Below are 16,119 nucleotides of genomic sequence, written 5' to 3' on the forward strand. Positions count from 1 at the left end.
TCACCTCTTCTTTTTACTAATAGCAATCCCATCACCAACAGGGAGAATGACTGTATGATAATCAGGGTGATTCATCAGCCAATGATTGAAGTTATCTATTTTCCTAACAAGATTACGAATCCTTTTTGATTCAATCTCTGATTGTGTAACAAGACCTTTAAATAAAACATTATCTGTTATGATGACACCATCAACACTAAGGTATTTGGAATACATCTCAAAGAATTTTTGATATTGACCTTTTGCAGCATCCACAAAAATGGTGTCGTATGGGGCTTGTTCACGTACAAGCTCCTCAACCTCAAGGGCATCACCTTTAATCAATATAATCTGTTCGCCATGCTTTGAACGACCTAGATATTCTTCTGCAGCCTGTATTCTTTCTAAATCTCTTTCTATCGTAACAATGCACGCATTTGGCAGCGCCTCGGCCATTCGTAAGGCAGAATAACCAATTGCAGTACCTACCTCAAGAATTTTTTTAGAGTTTTGAATTCTTAAAAATTGAAGCAATGCTTCAATTCCTACAAGCTCCATAATTGGTACCTTATTTTCTAATGCATAATTTTCCATTTCGATAAACAAGGGTTCACGTCCTGGAATCAGTTCCTCAATATAAGAATGCAGTTTATCATTCAACAAACTGCCATCACCTGCCTCTAGCTATTAAAAGCATTGTAACCAATATAATGCTGTTTAGACATGAAAAAATAGCGTTCAAAGAAACGCTATTGTCTGCTCATAAAACACTTGAACTATTTTAACATAATCAAGGAGGAAAGAAAACCATTTCCCCCTTGTGTTCTTATTAATTATTATTGGTAATGTGCTCTGCTTTTGCAGCGTTATGTTCCTCTAGAGTCTTTGTAAAAATAACATCCCCTCCTGCTGTAGCAAGGAAATATAAATACTTCGTTTCAGATGGATTTATTGCTGCCTCGATTGAATCTTTCCCTGCATTCGCAATAGGACCAGGAGGAAGTCCCTTATGTTTATAAGTATTATAAGGTGAATCTACTTCTAAATCCTCGTATAAGACTCTTTCCTTGTGTTTCCCTTGTGCATAAAGAACCGTTGGATCTGTTTGCAAAGGCATCTCTTGTTCTATTCGATTATAAAATACACTCGAGATATCTTTACGATCAGCTTTTTGCGTTGCCTCTTCTTCAATCAAGGAAGACATGGTCAACAACTGGTGTGCTGTAAACTCCTCTTCACTAAGTTCTGCTAAATATGGTGTAATCACTTTTCTTGTCTGTTCTAACATCGTAACAATCATTTCTTCTACAGTTGGATTTGGCTTGTAGAAAGGATAGGTTGCAGGAAACAAATAGCCCTCAAGAGGGTATTTAATATTTGGATTCAGTATATCTGTTGTTAATAAATCAGGAAATTTCGCCATCATTTTTTGAATAAATGTTCGATCATTTAATTGATTAAACACTTCTTCTTCCGGTATATTTACTGTCTTAGCAATGATTTGGGCGATTTCCTTTAACTGTTTACCTTCTGGTATGGTAAGCTGGAAAGCAGCCTTTTGCAATACTTTTCCGGTTTTCAAGCGATTAATAATTTCTGGTATCTCCATGGAAGGACTAAGTTCATATTCCCCAGCCATAAAACCAGCTTCATTTTTAAATTTCACATAGTATTTAAAGACTTTAGCATTTTTAATGATTCCGTTTGCTTCTAATTTCTCAGAAATCCCCGTTACGGATGACCCGATTGGGATTTCTACTTTTTTCTGAACTTTACTATCCTTGTCAACAGGCTGCAGTGCTGACTTGATGTAGAGATAACCCCCTCCGCCGATAAAGACGAGGATTAAAATTGCCACGATTGTAACAATTAAAACAATTCTACGAACAATTCTTGCTTCGCTTTGGTGCTCTAGCATTTTCTTTCGAATTACCTCTTTTTTCGAGTTTGTCTCTTCTGTTGACATCTAATTGTCCCTCCCATATAACCAGTGAAACATCTATCTTTCAAACTCTTTTTTTCTCAGTAAGAAATAGCGTATCAAATATTATTTCAGCATATTATGCGAAAAATGTCAATTTTTGATGAAGTTATGAAACGCTTTCACTACACATCAAAAAAAAAAGCGACCCCCTCATCAGGACCGCTTTCTAAAGTATTATTCTTCGTCTTCTTGTTCGTCGTAGAAGGTATTGAGCATTTCTTCTACCATGTCCCATTCTTCCTCGGTTTCAATTGGAATTAATTCACCTTCGCCATCCTCATCATTAGGATTGAAGGCATAGGCATGAATCTCAGGACCCTCTTCATCGTCTTCCACTCCACCTACTTGTTGAAACAATACATAAGACTTGCCAAAATCCTCTGATTCAAATGTAAAAAGTACTTCACATAGTTGTTCATTACCTTTTTCATCTACAATTGTAATTTGATTTTCACCGTGTTCCATATCTTCACCTCATTAATTTTTGCTATCAAGATAGCCTTGTAATATCATCATGGCTGCCATTTTATCAATAACTTTTTTTCGCTTTTTCCGGCTGACATCCGCTTCAAGCAAAACCCGTTCTGCTGCCATCGTCGTTAAACGCTCGTCCCATAAAATGGTTGAAACTGAAAATTGACTTTCAATTTCCTCTGCGTATCGCTTGCTGGCTTCACCACGAGGTCCAATGGAACCATTCATATTCTTTGGCAGCCCAATAACAACTTGACTGATTCCATACTCTTTTATTAATTGACCAATTTCATCAAAACCAAACTTATTTTTTTCTTCGTCGATTTTGAGGGTTTTGAGGCCCTGTGCAGTCCAGCCGAGCTCATCGCTAATAGCAATCCCAACTGTCTTAGAGCCAACATCTAATCCCATAATCCGCATTTTTTAACCCTCACGTCGTTGATTTAAATAGGATTTAACCAATTCCTCAATAATTTCATCCCGTTCAAGTTTACGAATGATATTCCTAGCATCCCGATGACGGGGAATATAGGCAGGATCCCCGGACAGTAAATATCCGACGATTTGATTAATTGGGTTATACCCTTTTTCCTGCAGGGCCTCATAAACTTGAAGAAGAACATCATTTACGTCATGTTCAAAAGGCTCTTCAGGAAAATTAAATCTCATCGTTTTATCAAATGAGCTCATCACTTGCACCTCGCATTTTTAGTAGAGGAGATAACTATACCGCGCCATGGCGCTGCCACTTTATAGTTTAGTGTCTAGCTACAGTGCCTAGGGGTTCGGGGTCATAAGCCAATCCGACAAGAAGGTTAAAGAACAACCTTCTCACCGGCTCGTCTTATGCCTGTCGCCCCGAGGAAAAAATGAACTTCTTTTTTCCCTGTGCAAGGCACTTCCGCTTTTCTAGTTACCACCATTTTACACTACTTTGTCTCATTATCAAATTGATTTCACCCATTCGTCTACGAATTGCAGGGCAGAGTCTAGTTTTTCTGGATCTTTTCCACCAGCTTGCGCCATATCAGGTCGACCGCCGCCTCCCCCGCCGCAGCGTGTGGCAACTTCTTTGATTAATTTACCCGCATGGTATCCTTTGTCAATTAAATCCTTTGTGACAGCAGCGATTAAATTAACTTTCCCTTCATTTACACTTCCGAGAAGGATGACAGCTGATCCGACTTTTTGCTTCAAATCATCCGCCATATTACGCAAATTGTTCATATCAGATGCTTGGACCTTAGCAGCCAATACTGTAACACCGTCAATTACTTTTGCTTTCGATACAAGGCTGCCAGCTTCAATATTTCCTAATTTAGCTGCAAGTGATTCATTTTCACGCTGAAGTTGTTTGATTTCAGACATTAAGACTTCAATTCGATTAACAACTTCTTTAGGATTGGTTTTCAACTTATCAGCTGCATCCTTTAATAACCCGATTTGATCATTCATCAATTGGTAAGCTGACTCACCTGTAACGGCCTCAATTCTCCTTGTTCCCGCACCGATTCCGCCTTCAGAAACGATTTTAAATAGACCAATCACAGATGTATTTGGGACATGACAGCCTCCGCAAAGCTCTAAGCTATAATCGCCTACTTTAACAACACGAACGATATCACCATACTTTTCACCGAAAAGAGCCATTGCACCCATTTCTTTTGCTTCAGCAATCGGTTTGAGACTAATATTTACTTCAATATTTCTCCAGATTTGCTCGTTAACAATTTTCTCAATTTCCTCGAGTTCTTCCGGCTTCACTTGACCAAAGTGCGAGAAATCAAATCGGAGACGATCTGGTTCCACGAGTGAACCTGCTTGGTTTACATGTGTTCCGAGTACATCCTTTAATGCTTGATGAAGCAAGTGGGTAGCCGTATGATTTTTGATAATTTGCACTCGATTAACTTGATTCACACTTGCTGTCACTTTTGCATTAGTTTTTAATATTCCTGACTCTACCACAGCTTTATGAAGATTTTGACCATTTGGCGCTTTTTGTACGTCCTTTACAGCAACGGCAACACCTTCTGCATAAATCATTCCACGGTCTGCAATCTGCCCGCCGCTCTCTGCGTAGAATGGTGTTACATCAAGAATTAATTGAATCTCGTCACCACTAAATGCTTCCTCAATCAATTCACCATTTTTAATGATTGCCACAACCGTAGAGTTTGTTTGAAGCTGGTCATATCCAACAAATTCACTTTCTACCTTAATGTCTCCTAGTACGCCGCCTTGAACCTGCATACTATCTACATCCTGGCGAGCCGCACGAGCACGTTCTCGTTGTAATTCCATTTCTATTTCAAAACCAGCGTGGTCTACCTTCATTCCCTCTTCTTCTGCATACTCCTCGGTTAATTCAACGGGAAAACCATAAGTGTCATACAGTCGGAAAATATCACTTCCAGAAATCGTATCGCTGCCTTTTTCCTTTTCTTTTTTGATTACATTGCCTAATATGGATAAGCCTTCATGCAAAGTTTCATGGAAGCGTTCTTCTTCATTTTTAATCACTTTCTGGATAAAATCTGTCTTGTCTTTTACCTCTGGATAGAAATCATGCATGATTTCCCCTACCACTGGAACAAGTTCATACATAAAAGGACGATTAATATTAATTTGTTTTGCATAGCGGACTGCCCGGCGAAGTAAACGTCGTAATACATATCCGCGTCCTTCATTTGATGGCAATGCTCCATCACCCACAGCAAAGGCAACTGTACGTATGTGGTCGGCAACTACTTTAAATGCAGTATCCTTTTCTTTATCCTCGCCATATTTCACACCGGAAATCTCTTCGGTTGCTCTGATAATAGGGATAAACAAATCAGTGTCAAAGTTAGTTGGTACATTTTGGACAACGGAAGCCATTCTTTCTAAGCCCATGCCAGTATCAATATTTTTCTTTGGCAGCGGTGTATACGTACCGTCCGGATTATGATTAAACTGAGAAAACACCAGATTCCAAACCTCTAAATAGCGCTCATTCTCGCCGCCTGGATATAATTCTGGATCTGTCGGGTCATCCCCATACTCTGGACCGCGGTCATAGAAGATTTCGGTATTCGGACCACTTGGGCCTTCACCAATATCCCAGAAATTCCCTTCAAGACGAATGATTCGTTCCTCTGGTATCCCAATTTTCTTATTCCAAAGCTCAAATGCTTCGTGGTCCTCTGGGTGAATCGTAACGGAAAGAAGTTCAGGATCCCAGCCGATCCATTTTTTATGTGTTAAAAACTCCCATGCCCACTCAATCGCTTCCTCTTTAAAATATTCTCCAATGGAAAAGTTGCCGAGCATTTCGAAAAACGTATGATGGCGTGCTGTTTTCCCAACGTTTTCGATATCATTGGTGCGGATTGATTTTTGAGCATTTGTAATTCTTGGATTCGCTGGAATAACACGGCCATCGAAGTATTTTTTTAATGTGGCTACACCACTATTAATCCATAATAATGTTGGATCTTCATGAGGAACAAGCGACGCACTAGGTTCAACAGTATGCCCTTTCTCCTGGAAAAAATCTAAAAACATTTTACGAATTTCTGAACCAGTCAAGTATTTCATATTTAGTAAACCTCCTTTAATTTGAAAGCATAAGCGCCTTGGTCAGCCCCGACAAGCAAAAGTTCTTCTGCAAGAAAAGTCCACTTTTTGACTTTTATTGTCGAAGTTTTTTTGACCTCGAGTGGCTGGGCGCTGACGCTAGATATAATTTAAAAAAGAACACAAAAAAGCCCTCATCCCTAACAGGGACGAGAGCTAACTCGCGGTACCACCCTGATTATGAACACAAAAACTTTGGTGTTCATCTCTCAAATAATGCCTTAACGCGGCAAGAACGGCAGTGGTTAGCTGCACTCCGGACTAGCTTCTGTTATCCTTCATCTAGAGCTTCTCACAGCCAAGGAAGCTCCTCTCTTAAAGATGGACTACAACATAATAAGGTCCTTCAACATGTTAATCCAAAATATTCTATAAAGGGATTATAGCCACACAAAAAACGTTTGTCAATCTGATGGCGCGGGTTCCTTTACTTTTTCGTGCATGAAATGATTTTTAGCATGAATTATGCTTACTTTAAGGACAACAAGAACAGGTACAGCAACAATCATTCCAAGGATTCCGCCTATTTCACCACCTGCCGTTAAAGCAATCATAATCATTAATGGGTGCATATGCAGACTTTTTCCCACAATATAGGGAGACAATATATTTCCTTCTAAAAATTGCAGTCCAAAAACGATGACGATGGTTATAAGCACTAATTTAACGGATCCCGTGGCAGCGATAATGACGGCTGGAACAGCTCCAATAATTGGACCAAAATACGGGATTACATTTGTGACCCCAATAATCATACCTAAAAGTAGAGGATATTTTAAATGGAAAATCCAAAATAAAATCGAGGAAAGACTTCCGATAATAAGACAAACAAAAAGCTGTCCTCTAATGTAGCTACCTAGTGATTCATCGATATCCTTAAGAAATCGTGTTCCTTTTCTGCGCCATTTTTTAGGTGTTATATACCATACTGCTCTTTTTATGAGACCGAAATCCTTTAACATATAAAAAGCAATAAAAGGGATAAGCATGATGGCAAAAGCAAAGTTCAAGAAGTTCAGCAGGGAATCAACGATAACGTTTAGTAGTGAATCTAATCTTTTTTCAAAACCAATGATCCCTTCATTGATTTGTTCTTGAAGCCCATCTGGCCATTCACGTGTATGCGATTGAAGTTCCTTTATCCAGTTTCGATATTGCTCTGCTAAGATGGGAGCACTTTCTGCAAGATCTCTAACTTGTGAAATAAATGCAGGAATTCCTTTGTAGAGAGTTAAACCAATACCACCAAAAAACAGAAAATAAATCAGAAAAATCGCAATCCCGCGATGTAAGCCTTTTTCATGGAGTTTTTCAACAATAGGGTGGAGCAAATATGTAATAAATCCACCAATAAAAAAAGGCAGGATAATCACTATCGCCACTCTTACAATCGGTAACCAGACAAATCGAATTTTCAAAAATACGTAAAGGGCAATGAGTAAAAGAAGTAAAAAACCGATCCTATAAAACCATTTAACCCGAATTTCCACCGATACCAATGCCTCCTTATTACCATTATTCTTAGAGACAAATACCGGATTTATACATGTAGCAAAAATCCCCCTCTACATAGAGGGGGATTCATTTTAGAATAAAGCTCGTTTAACCTTTCTTGACATTCGTTTCATTTGACGGCCAGACATCATGTTGTTTCTCTGTGCAAGATTATAGGCTGCCATTCCAACTCCAAATGCAACAACGGAAGTCATCACTTTATTCATACGTCTCACCTCTTCTGTAGTTTGACAGTGCTCTTTTGTTTTGTGCTTACTGTCTACCTTCAGTACCTCAGTGTTTCCACTTTATATGGTGTAACGACGCTCTTCCTCTTCAAACAAGTCATCTAAGGAGCTGAGTGTACCATCTTCTTCGACTTGATGGGTATTGATAATACCTTTGGCAAGAGACAATTCAATAAAACAGCTCCAGCAATAATATTGGTTTATTCCGATTTTGCCGATATCCTTGCTCTGACAATTGGGACATTTGAACATGAAAAGAACACCTCACGTATGATTAACGTCTACGATGATGGCATCCTTTCCGATCGCAGGGGGCTTCTCGGAATGTATAATCTGTTTCCCATCTGTGATATCCGAAAAGAAACCATCCGTAATTTCGTACCCTACGATTGTGCCCAATTCTTCATGAAAATATACATCCTGTAACAATCCTAGTGACTCTCCGCTCTTAGAAATCATCATTTTTCCGTTTAGAGAGTGTTGATGGTTAAGGGTATATTCTGGAGTTGTTTTTAGTCTTTCAAGGCTGTCATCATCTTCAATCATGACCCCATCCCAGCCAAAAGATGCTACATCTCGAATGTCCAGAAAATAGGTTTGTTTGAAGAAAGCGCCTTTCTTGACCATAAGGCCTTTTACCACCCCTTCGTTTGTGATACACAAATCAGTAACTTCACCAATTTTTGCTCCTGTGCTGCATTCAAAGACTGGCTGTCCTTTTAATAAAGAAAATGTTCGCAGAGTGTCCCACCTCCTGTGAACATTTATAGTTTTAGTCATTTACCATGAAATCATAAGGTGTAAGGTTTTCCATGCCAATCATTGGGTTGACCTGCATTAATCTTTCTTCTGCTGATAGTCCTGGTTCATCTACAGTTTCTTCAACTTCCGGAGAATCCTTGACTGATATCATCTCCTGAAGCTTTTGGGATAATGTGGTTTGTCTGCTTAGTTCATCCGCTCTTTCCACACCCATCCTTAATGCTTCCTCTTCACCACAAAGGATTAGGGACTGTTTACTTCGAGTTATCGCTGTATAGATAAGATTCCTGCGTAACATTCGAAAATAGCTTCTTGTAATAGGAAGGATAACAATCGGGAATTCGCTTCCCTGAGATTTATGTACCGAACAACAATAAGCATGAGTAATTTGATTCAAGTCCTGTCTTGTATATTCAACTTCATTTCCTTCAAAGGAAACGTATACCATATCTTGTTTTTCTGTATTTTCTTTTGCATAGATAATAGATATAATTTCTCCAATATCTCCGTTAAAAACGTTGCTTTCTGGTTGATTTACAAGCTGAAGGACCTTATCACCGATGCGGTATTTCACTTCTCCAAATGCTATTTCCTTTCGAGTTCCATCAGGGTTTGGATTAAAGATCTCTTGTAACAAGACATTTAGTCTATCAATCCCTGCAGGACCTCTGTACATGGGTGCCAGGATTTGGATATCCCTGGCTGAATAACCCTTACTTTTGGCATTTAGAGCAACCTTTTCAATTACTTGAGGAATCTGAGCCGTCGAACACTTAATAAACGAACGGTCAGGCTGCTTCATAGTAACATTCGCTGGTAAGTAACCCTTCTTGATATCATGAGCCAATTCAATAATTGAGGATCCTTCTGCCTGTCGATAAATATCTGTTAATCTAACGGTTGGGACTACCTCAGATCTCAATAAATCTTTTAGCACTTGACCTGGCCCCACAGAAGGCAGCTGATCTTCATCCCCTACTAGAATAACCTGAATGGTATCCGGCAGTGCTTTAAACAATTGATTTGCTAACCAGATATCAAGCATCGAGGTCTCATCAACAATCAGAATTTTCCCTTCAAGTTCAGGAACATCATCACGATCCATTCCTTCTGATCCATTAAAACCAAGTAAACGGTGAATCGTCACAGCCGGCAGACCGGTGGATTCACTCATTCTTTTTGCTGCCCTTCCTGTCGGTGCTGCTAGTAAAAATGGAAAGGGTTCGCCCTTTTTATGATAATCTTTCGGCTCTAATGAGCAGCCATGCAATTCCGCATAAAGCTCAACAATCCCCTTAATGACAGTGGTTTTACCTGTTCCAGGACCCCCTGTTAAAATTAACATCGGAGACATTAAGGCCGTTTGAATCGCTTCTCTTTGGGTGGGTGCATACTGTACCTTTAGCCTTTCCTCAAGATTTCCTAATGCCAGCAAGAATTCCGATTCAGGAAATTGCTCCTTGTACTGTGTTTGTTCAAGGATTGTTTTTATATTTGTTACGAGTCCTTTTTCAGCAAAATACAACGAAGGCAAATAAACGCGCTTTTCCTCACCAACTAATTTTCCCTCTTCTTCGAGTTTCAAAATCTCTGTTGAAATATCGGTGTATTCAATTTGATCTCGTTTATTATCTTCGAGTAGATTTTTAACCTGTATTAACAAGTCCTCAACATGAACATACACATGGCCTGCCTGCATACTTTCGTTTTCAAGTGAGTATAGACAGGCAGCTTTAATCCTGTCGGGGTGATTCCCTGAAATTCCCAGTTGATAACCTAACTCGTCTGCCCGTCCAAAACCAATTCCCTCGATATCCTCAACAAGCTTATAAGGGTTCTTTTGAATAATATCGAGTGTTTCATCCTTATAGGTTTGATACATTCTCATGGAAAGCTGCGGGCCAAAGCCATATTGATTTAAAGCGACCATCACTTGCTCAAGACCCTGGTGCTCCATCAACGTATCATATAGCATTTTCGCCTTATCAGGAGGAAGCTTTGGGACAGAATCAAGTAAGGAGGGCTGATTTAAGATTTTTGAAATCGCGTCTTCTCCTAATGTTTCAACGATGTTTTCTGCTGTTTTCTTCCCAATCCCTTTGAACATTTCACTTGATAAATATGCCGCCACGCCTTGCTTGGTTTGCGGAATATCCTTTCTAAAATGCTTTGTTTGGAATTGCATGCCAAACTTCGGATGATCCTTAAACTCACCAAAGAATATATAGGTTTCCTGCTCGTGAATCTTTGGAAAATAACCGGTAATTACCGCTTCCTTGTCATCATATTCATGATTCGTTTCTTCTACACGAATTCTTAAAACGGTGTAAAGATTTTGCTCATTATGAAAGATGGTCACAAGGTGTTTTCCTTTTACGAACTTTCCTTGCTCGGCAAATAAATCAAGTGAGCTTTGCTTATCCATGGGGCTTCCTCCTTTCTATTTTTTTATCGATTTATCTTGCTGATTCAATCAACTTTTTCGCGTGTCCTGCTAACAGATGGTCCGGCTGAATCTCAAGGGCTTTATCGAACATGGCCAGCGCTTTGTCTGCTTTCTCTTTAAAAGCATAAGACACACCTAGGTTATAAAGAGCGTCCGTATGTTCAGCATCTAATTCAATGCATCTTTCGAGTTGAACAATGGCCTCATCAATTAATTCTAGCTGTGCAAGACATAAACCATATTGGAATCTTGCTTCCGCGTCCTCTTCATTTAGTTCGACACTTCTTTGTAAATAGGGCAGTGCAAATTTCCCCTGATCAAGCTGCACAAGGGTCAAACCGAGCATGAAATAATTATCGCTGGTATGAAGCCCTTTTTTCATAGCGGTTTCAAACATCTTTTTAGCTTGTTCAAATTTGTCGTTACTAAAATATATTGTACCAGCACTATAGTAAGCGGCTGCAGTATTTTCATCTAATTGAATGGCCTTTTGGTAAAATTTCAACGCTTTCTCATCATCGCCAACAGCGGAAAGCACATTACCAAAATTTATGTAGGCAATCGGATCTTGCGGGTTTTCTTCGATGACCTCATTAAAAATCTTTGCTGCCTCTTCCCACTTGCCTTCTTGCATGTATTGAACACCTAATTGGTTTTTATCCATGTAAATATCACTCCGTTCTAATTTTAGAGTATACCATAAAACTATATATTTTCCGTATGTTTAGCGATATAGAGGACGATACCCTATATGGTGTTTAGCTGGAATATTTTGTCTAATAGTACAAAACTCCATGAAAAAAGTCCAAAAGCAATGAAAAATAGTCCATAACCCTATGAAAAAGTACAAAACTCAAAACCATTGAAAATTTACCTAGTATTTATCATCAAAAAACCCCGATTCCAGCTGGAATCAGGGGGTTTTTTATCCTACATATGTTAAACGTTGTCCATCTTTATAAACTTTATCAATGGTACCGCCGCCTAAACATTCATCACCATTGTAAAAAACAACAGCCTGTCCAGGGGTTACTGCACGGATCGGTTCATCAAAAATCACTCTGACTTTATTATCGTCCATAAGCTGTACCGTCACTTTACTGTCTTCCTGACGGTACCTGAATTTAGCAGTACATGTAAATTCTGCAGGCTTTTCGCGATTAGATACCCAGCTTACGTTATCAGCGATAATCGATTCAGAATACAGTTTTTCATTATGAAATCCTTGTCCGACGTAAAGGATATTTCTTTTTAAATCTTTGCCAATTGCAAACCAAGGCTCACCTGAACCGCCGATTCCTAAGCCATGACGCTGTCCGATTGTATGGTACATCAAGCCTTCATGTTTCCCCTTAACCTCTCCATCCATTGTTTCCATGTTTCCTGGCTGAGCTGGAAGGTACTGACCAAGGAACTCCTTAAAGTTACGTTCTCCAATAAAGCAGATTCCTGTGCTATCTTTTTTCGTCGCAGTTGCTAGATTTGCTTCTTTAGCAATTTCACGAACTCTTGGCTTATCCAAATTACCTATTGGAAACATAACTTTACTTAGCTGCTCTTGATTCAATTGATTTAAGAAATACGTTTGGTCTTTATTTTCATCTTTACCGCGGAGCATTTTGTACTCTCCGTCTCGATATTCAACTTGAGAGTAATGACCCGTTGCCAGATAATCAGCACCTAAGTTCACTGCATGCTCAAGAAAGGCTTTAAATTTAATTTCTTTATTACACATAACATCCGGGTTTGGCGTTCTTCCCGCCTTATATTCTTCTAGGAAATAGGTGAATACCTTGTCCCAGTATTGTTTTTCAAAATTTACACCGTAATAAGGAATACCGATTTGATTGCAAACACGAATGACATCGTTGTAATCCTCCGTTGCTGTGCAGAATCCAGTGTCGTCGGTATCATCCCAGTTTTTCATAAAGATTCCGATGACATCATAGCCTTGCTGTTTTAACAACAATGCTGCGACTGAGGAGTCAACGCCTCCCGACATACCGACCACCACTCGAATATCCTTTGGTTCTCTTTTTTCCATTGTTCTCACCTCTCATTACCTTAAAATATCACCTATCTATTTTTTCAGACGTGACACAATTCTTGCCGTTTCTTCAGCTGCCTTGATGATTTGCTCTTCTGTTGTGTTAAAACCAAAGCTAAAACGGATAGAATTGATTAATACATCTGATTCTTTACCAAACATGGCAACCAGGACATGTGAAGGTTCAACAGAACCCGCAGTGCAGGCAGAACCACTTGATACAGCTATCCCAGCTAAATCAAGATTCACCAGCATCGCCTCCACGTTCGTTCCCGGAAAGCTTAAGTTTAATACATGAGGCAGGGAAGTTTCAAGCAATCCGTTTATGGAAAACTTTACATTATGTTCAGCCAAGTGTTCTATAAAGGTTTTTTTAAATTCTTGATACTTTTCTCGTTTCGCAGAGCGTTCTTGTGCTGCGACTATTGCCGCTTCTTGAAAACCGACAATGGCTGCAACATTTTCCGTTCCAGCTCGTCTTTTTCGTTCCTGTTCACCGCCATAAGCACGAGGAACCAACTTTACCTTGTCACGTACAAAAAGAAACCCCGTTCCCTTCGGACCATTAATCTTATGGGCGGAAACAGACAATAAATCTACATTGAGATCATCCACATTAATTTCTTCTATTCCATACGCCTGGACAGCATCTGTGTGAAACAATGCCTGATGAGATTTGAGAAGTTCTCCAATTTCCTTTATAGGCTGTAGTGATCCCACTTCATTATTTCCGTACATGATTGACACCAATATGGTATCTTCCCTTAATGCCTTTTTAAGGTCATCAAGTGAGATAATCCCAGTTTCATCAACTGGCAGATAGGTTACCTCAATGCCCATTTTTTCTAATCGATGGCATGCATGCAGTACTGCATGGTGTTCAATTTGAGTCGTGATAATGTGCTTCCCTTTTTGCTGATAGCTTTCAGCAACACCAAATAAAGCCATATTATCAGCTTCTGTCCCGCCGCTTGTAAAAATAATCTCATTTTCTTTTGCGCCAATACTCTTAGCCAAGGTTTCTCGTGCTGAGTCTATATAATGTCGTGCTTCTCTTCCGAAAGAATGAATACTTGATGGATTACCAAAGTTATGGCTCATAACTTCCATCATCTTTTCAATTACCCTTGGGTGCATCGGAGTGGTAGCAGCATGGTCGAGATAGATTCTTTCCATCATTCCACCTTCAATCAAAATAATTCTCTATTCTACTTTTAACATTAAATATAAAACATATAACCATCTGTATCCTCATCGTTACTATGGCTTGCTAAATCTTCAAGTGTAGTATTGTCGAGAACAGATTTAATGGCATCACGAATACGGATCCAAAGCTCACGCTGAGCCGGCTCCTCATCTTCGATTCCTTCCACAAGTGTAATGGGTCCTTCAAGTACACGAATGACATCACCAGCAGTAATTTTAGAAGGAACATCAGCGAGAATATATCCACCATAAGCACCTCGGATGCTTTTTACTAATCCTGCATTTCTAAGTGGAGCAATAAGCTGTTCTAGATAATGTTCAGATAATTGGTTTGCTTGAGCAATTGATTTAAGAGAAGTTGGCCCCTCTCCTTGATTTTTCGCTAGTTCTATCATTATTGTCAATCCATATCGCCCTTTTGTTGAAATTCTCATTTAATACACCTCTATTATTTTATTCATTATTAAATACACAGTAATTTGATAGGCATTAGCAATTATATCATATTGTACTTTATTATGCTTTTCCATCCCGAAAATGGTAGAGTTAAAGGGAACTCATTTATTTAGTTGGAGAGATGGATTATGCAGCAAAAGCCGCTAGCATTTCGAATGCGCCCTAGAACAATTGAAGAAGTCGTTGGACAGCAGCATCTAGTGGCAGATAATAAAATTATTGCCAGAATGGTGAAGGCTAAACAGCTGACATCGATGATTTTATATGGACCGCCAGGAATAGGTAAAACCTCCATTGCCAGTGCGATTGCCGGCAGTACCAAATATGCCTTCCGTACTCTTAACGCTGTCACCAGCAATAAAAAGGACATGGAAATCGTCGCAGCAGAGGCAAAAATGTCTGGAAAAGTCATCCTGCTTCTGGATGAAGTCCACAGACTTGATAAAGGAAAACAGGATTTCCTATTACCATTTTTAGAAAATGGTATGATAACACTTATTGGTGCAACTACAAGTAATCCTTATCATGCTATTAATCCTGCGATTCGCAGCAGATGTCAAATTTTCGAACTCAAACCCTTAACCCCAGATGAGGTGAAACTTGCCTTAATACGTGCAATTGAGGACGAAGAACGCGGTTTCGGAAAGCTGCAGATAGATATTACGGAAGAAGCCTTAACTCATTTTGCCACCGCATCCAATGGAGATGTCCGCAGCTCCCTGAATGCCCTAGAATTAGCTGTTCTATCAACCGACAAGGATGACGAGGAAGCTATCCATATCGATTTAAAAAGTGCAGAAGAATGCATGCAAAAGAAAAGCTATGGCTCGGATAAAGACGGAGATGGGCACTATGATGTGCTTTCGGCATTCCAGAAATCAATTCGCGGAAGTGATGTAAATGCAGCTTTGCATTACCTTGGGAGATTAATTGAAGCCGGAGATCTGCAAAGTATTAGCAGAAGATTACTGGTTATTGCCTACGAAGATGTTGGTCTAGCAAGTCCACAGGCAGGTGCACGCACATTGGCCGCCATAGAAACCTCTGAAAGAATTGGTTTTCCCGAAGCTAGAATCCCCCTGGCTAACGCTGTCATTGAATTATGTTTGTCGCCTAAATCCAATTCAGCCGTGATTGCAATTAGTGAGGCCCTTGCTGATATCCAAAAAGGAAACATCGGGGAAGTGCCAGATCATTTACGTGACGCTCACTATAAAGGCGCAAAAGAGCTGGGAAGAGGAATTGGCTACTTATATCCACATGACTATGAATCTGGCTGGGTTCCGCAGCAATACCTGCCGAACAGATTAAAAAACAAACAATACTACCACCCCAAGAAAACCGGGAAATTTGAACAAGCAATGGCAATGGTATATGAAAAATTATTACGAAAAAAATAACCTCT

Annotated in this window: 16 protein-coding genes and 1 other annotated feature; of the genes, 1 reads left to right on the plus strand and 15 read right to left on the minus strand. The window is 39.5% G+C overall.

Going from position 1 to position 16,119, the window contains the following annotated elements:
- The 15 genes from QNH48_RS23040 to cymR form a co-directional block, all read right to left on the minus strand.
- Positions 1-642 carry an O-methyltransferase gene (locus tag QNH48_RS23040; protein ID WP_283952151.1) on the minus strand — a complete coding sequence of 214 codons (642 nt, stop codon included), beginning with the start codon at positions 640-642 and terminating at the stop codon, positions 1-3.
- Positions 643-808: 166 nt separating this feature from the next.
- On the minus strand, positions 809-1,945 hold the full coding sequence (gene mltG / locus QNH48_RS23045; RefSeq protein ID WP_283952152.1) for an endolytic transglycosylase MltG: 1,137 nt from the start codon (positions 1,943-1,945) through the stop codon (positions 809-811).
- 192 nt (positions 1,946-2,137) lie between these two features.
- Positions 2,138-2,428, minus strand: a complete 291-nt coding sequence (locus tag QNH48_RS23050; protein WP_063251383.1) for a DUF1292 domain-containing protein — start codon at positions 2,426-2,428, stop codon at positions 2,138-2,140.
- 12 nt (positions 2,429-2,440) lie between these two features.
- A complete protein-coding gene (ruvX, locus tag QNH48_RS23055) occupies positions 2,441-2,857 on the minus strand; it encodes a Holliday junction resolvase RuvX (protein ID WP_283952153.1) in 417 nt (138 codons plus the stop codon).
- A 3-nt stretch (positions 2,858-2,860) separates the two neighbouring features.
- Positions 2,861-3,127: an IreB family regulatory phosphoprotein gene (locus QNH48_RS23060; RefSeq protein WP_095250076.1), complete on the minus strand. Its 267-nt coding sequence runs from the start codon at positions 3,125-3,127 to the stop codon at positions 2,861-2,863.
- A 255-nt stretch (positions 3,128-3,382) separates the two neighbouring features.
- On the minus strand, positions 3,383-6,016 hold the full coding sequence (gene alaS / locus QNH48_RS23065; protein WP_283952154.1) for an alanine--tRNA ligase: 2,634 nt from the start codon (positions 6,014-6,016) through the stop codon (positions 3,383-3,385).
- Positions 6,017-6,197: 181 nt separating this feature from the next.
- Positions 6,198-6,414: a binding site (T-box leader), on the minus strand.
- A gap of 45 nt (positions 6,415-6,459) precedes the next feature.
- Positions 6,460-7,545 carry an AI-2E family transporter gene (locus tag QNH48_RS23070; protein WP_283952155.1) on the minus strand — a complete coding sequence of 362 codons (1,086 nt, stop codon included), beginning with the start codon at positions 7,543-7,545 and terminating at the stop codon, positions 6,460-6,462.
- Positions 7,546-7,641: 96 nt separating this feature from the next.
- Positions 7,642-7,776 (minus strand): YrzQ family protein, encoded by a 135-nt coding sequence (locus QNH48_RS23075; protein ID WP_283952156.1) that lies wholly within the window; start codon positions 7,774-7,776, stop codon positions 7,642-7,644.
- An 81-nt stretch (positions 7,777-7,857) separates the two neighbouring features.
- The gene (locus QNH48_RS23080; RefSeq protein WP_045517826.1) at positions 7,858-8,049 is read right to left on the minus strand and encodes a hypothetical protein; all 192 of its coding nucleotides are present in this window, start codon (positions 8,047-8,049) and stop codon (positions 7,858-7,860) included.
- A gap of 12 nt (positions 8,050-8,061) precedes the next feature.
- Positions 8,062-8,577, minus strand: coding sequence for a PRC-barrel domain-containing protein (locus QNH48_RS23085; RefSeq protein ID WP_283952157.1), 516 nt, complete (start codon positions 8,575-8,577; stop codon positions 8,062-8,064).
- Positions 8,570-10,984 (minus strand): SF1B family DNA helicase RecD2, encoded by a 2,415-nt coding sequence (recD2, locus tag QNH48_RS23090; RefSeq protein WP_283952158.1) that lies wholly within the window; start codon positions 10,982-10,984, stop codon positions 8,570-8,572. The genes QNH48_RS23085 and recD2 overlap by 8 nt, the downstream gene beginning before the upstream one ends.
- Before the next feature lie 31 nt (positions 10,985-11,015).
- A complete protein-coding gene (locus tag QNH48_RS23095) occupies positions 11,016-11,669 on the minus strand; it encodes a tetratricopeptide repeat protein (protein ID WP_095250071.1) in 654 nt (217 codons plus the stop codon).
- Between the two features lie 261 nt (positions 11,670-11,930).
- Positions 11,931-13,049 (minus strand): tRNA 2-thiouridine(34) synthase MnmA, encoded by a 1,119-nt coding sequence (gene mnmA, locus QNH48_RS23100; protein ID WP_283952159.1) that lies wholly within the window; start codon positions 13,047-13,049, stop codon positions 11,931-11,933.
- Between the two features lie 36 nt (positions 13,050-13,085).
- Entirely contained in the window at positions 13,086-14,228 is a 1,143-nt protein-coding gene (locus QNH48_RS23105) for a cysteine desulfurase family protein (protein ID WP_283955865.1), read from the minus strand.
- Positions 14,229-14,272: 44 nt separating this feature from the next.
- Positions 14,273-14,692 carry a cysteine metabolism transcriptional regulator CymR gene (gene cymR, locus QNH48_RS23110; protein ID WP_283952160.1) on the minus strand — a complete coding sequence of 140 codons (420 nt, stop codon included), beginning with the start codon at positions 14,690-14,692 and terminating at the stop codon, positions 14,273-14,275.
- A gap of 150 nt (positions 14,693-14,842) precedes the next feature.
- Between cymR and QNH48_RS23115 the strand changes: the two genes are divergently transcribed.
- Positions 14,843-16,114 carry a replication-associated recombination protein A gene (locus tag QNH48_RS23115; RefSeq protein ID WP_283952161.1) on the plus strand — a complete coding sequence of 424 codons (1,272 nt, stop codon included), beginning with the start codon at positions 14,843-14,845 and terminating at the stop codon, positions 16,112-16,114.
- The last annotated feature ends 5 nt before the right edge of the window (positions 16,115-16,119 follow it).

The organism is Neobacillus sp. YX16, from assembly GCF_030123505.1.
Taxonomy (GTDB): Bacteria; Bacillota; Bacilli; order Bacillales; family Cytobacillaceae; genus Neobacillus.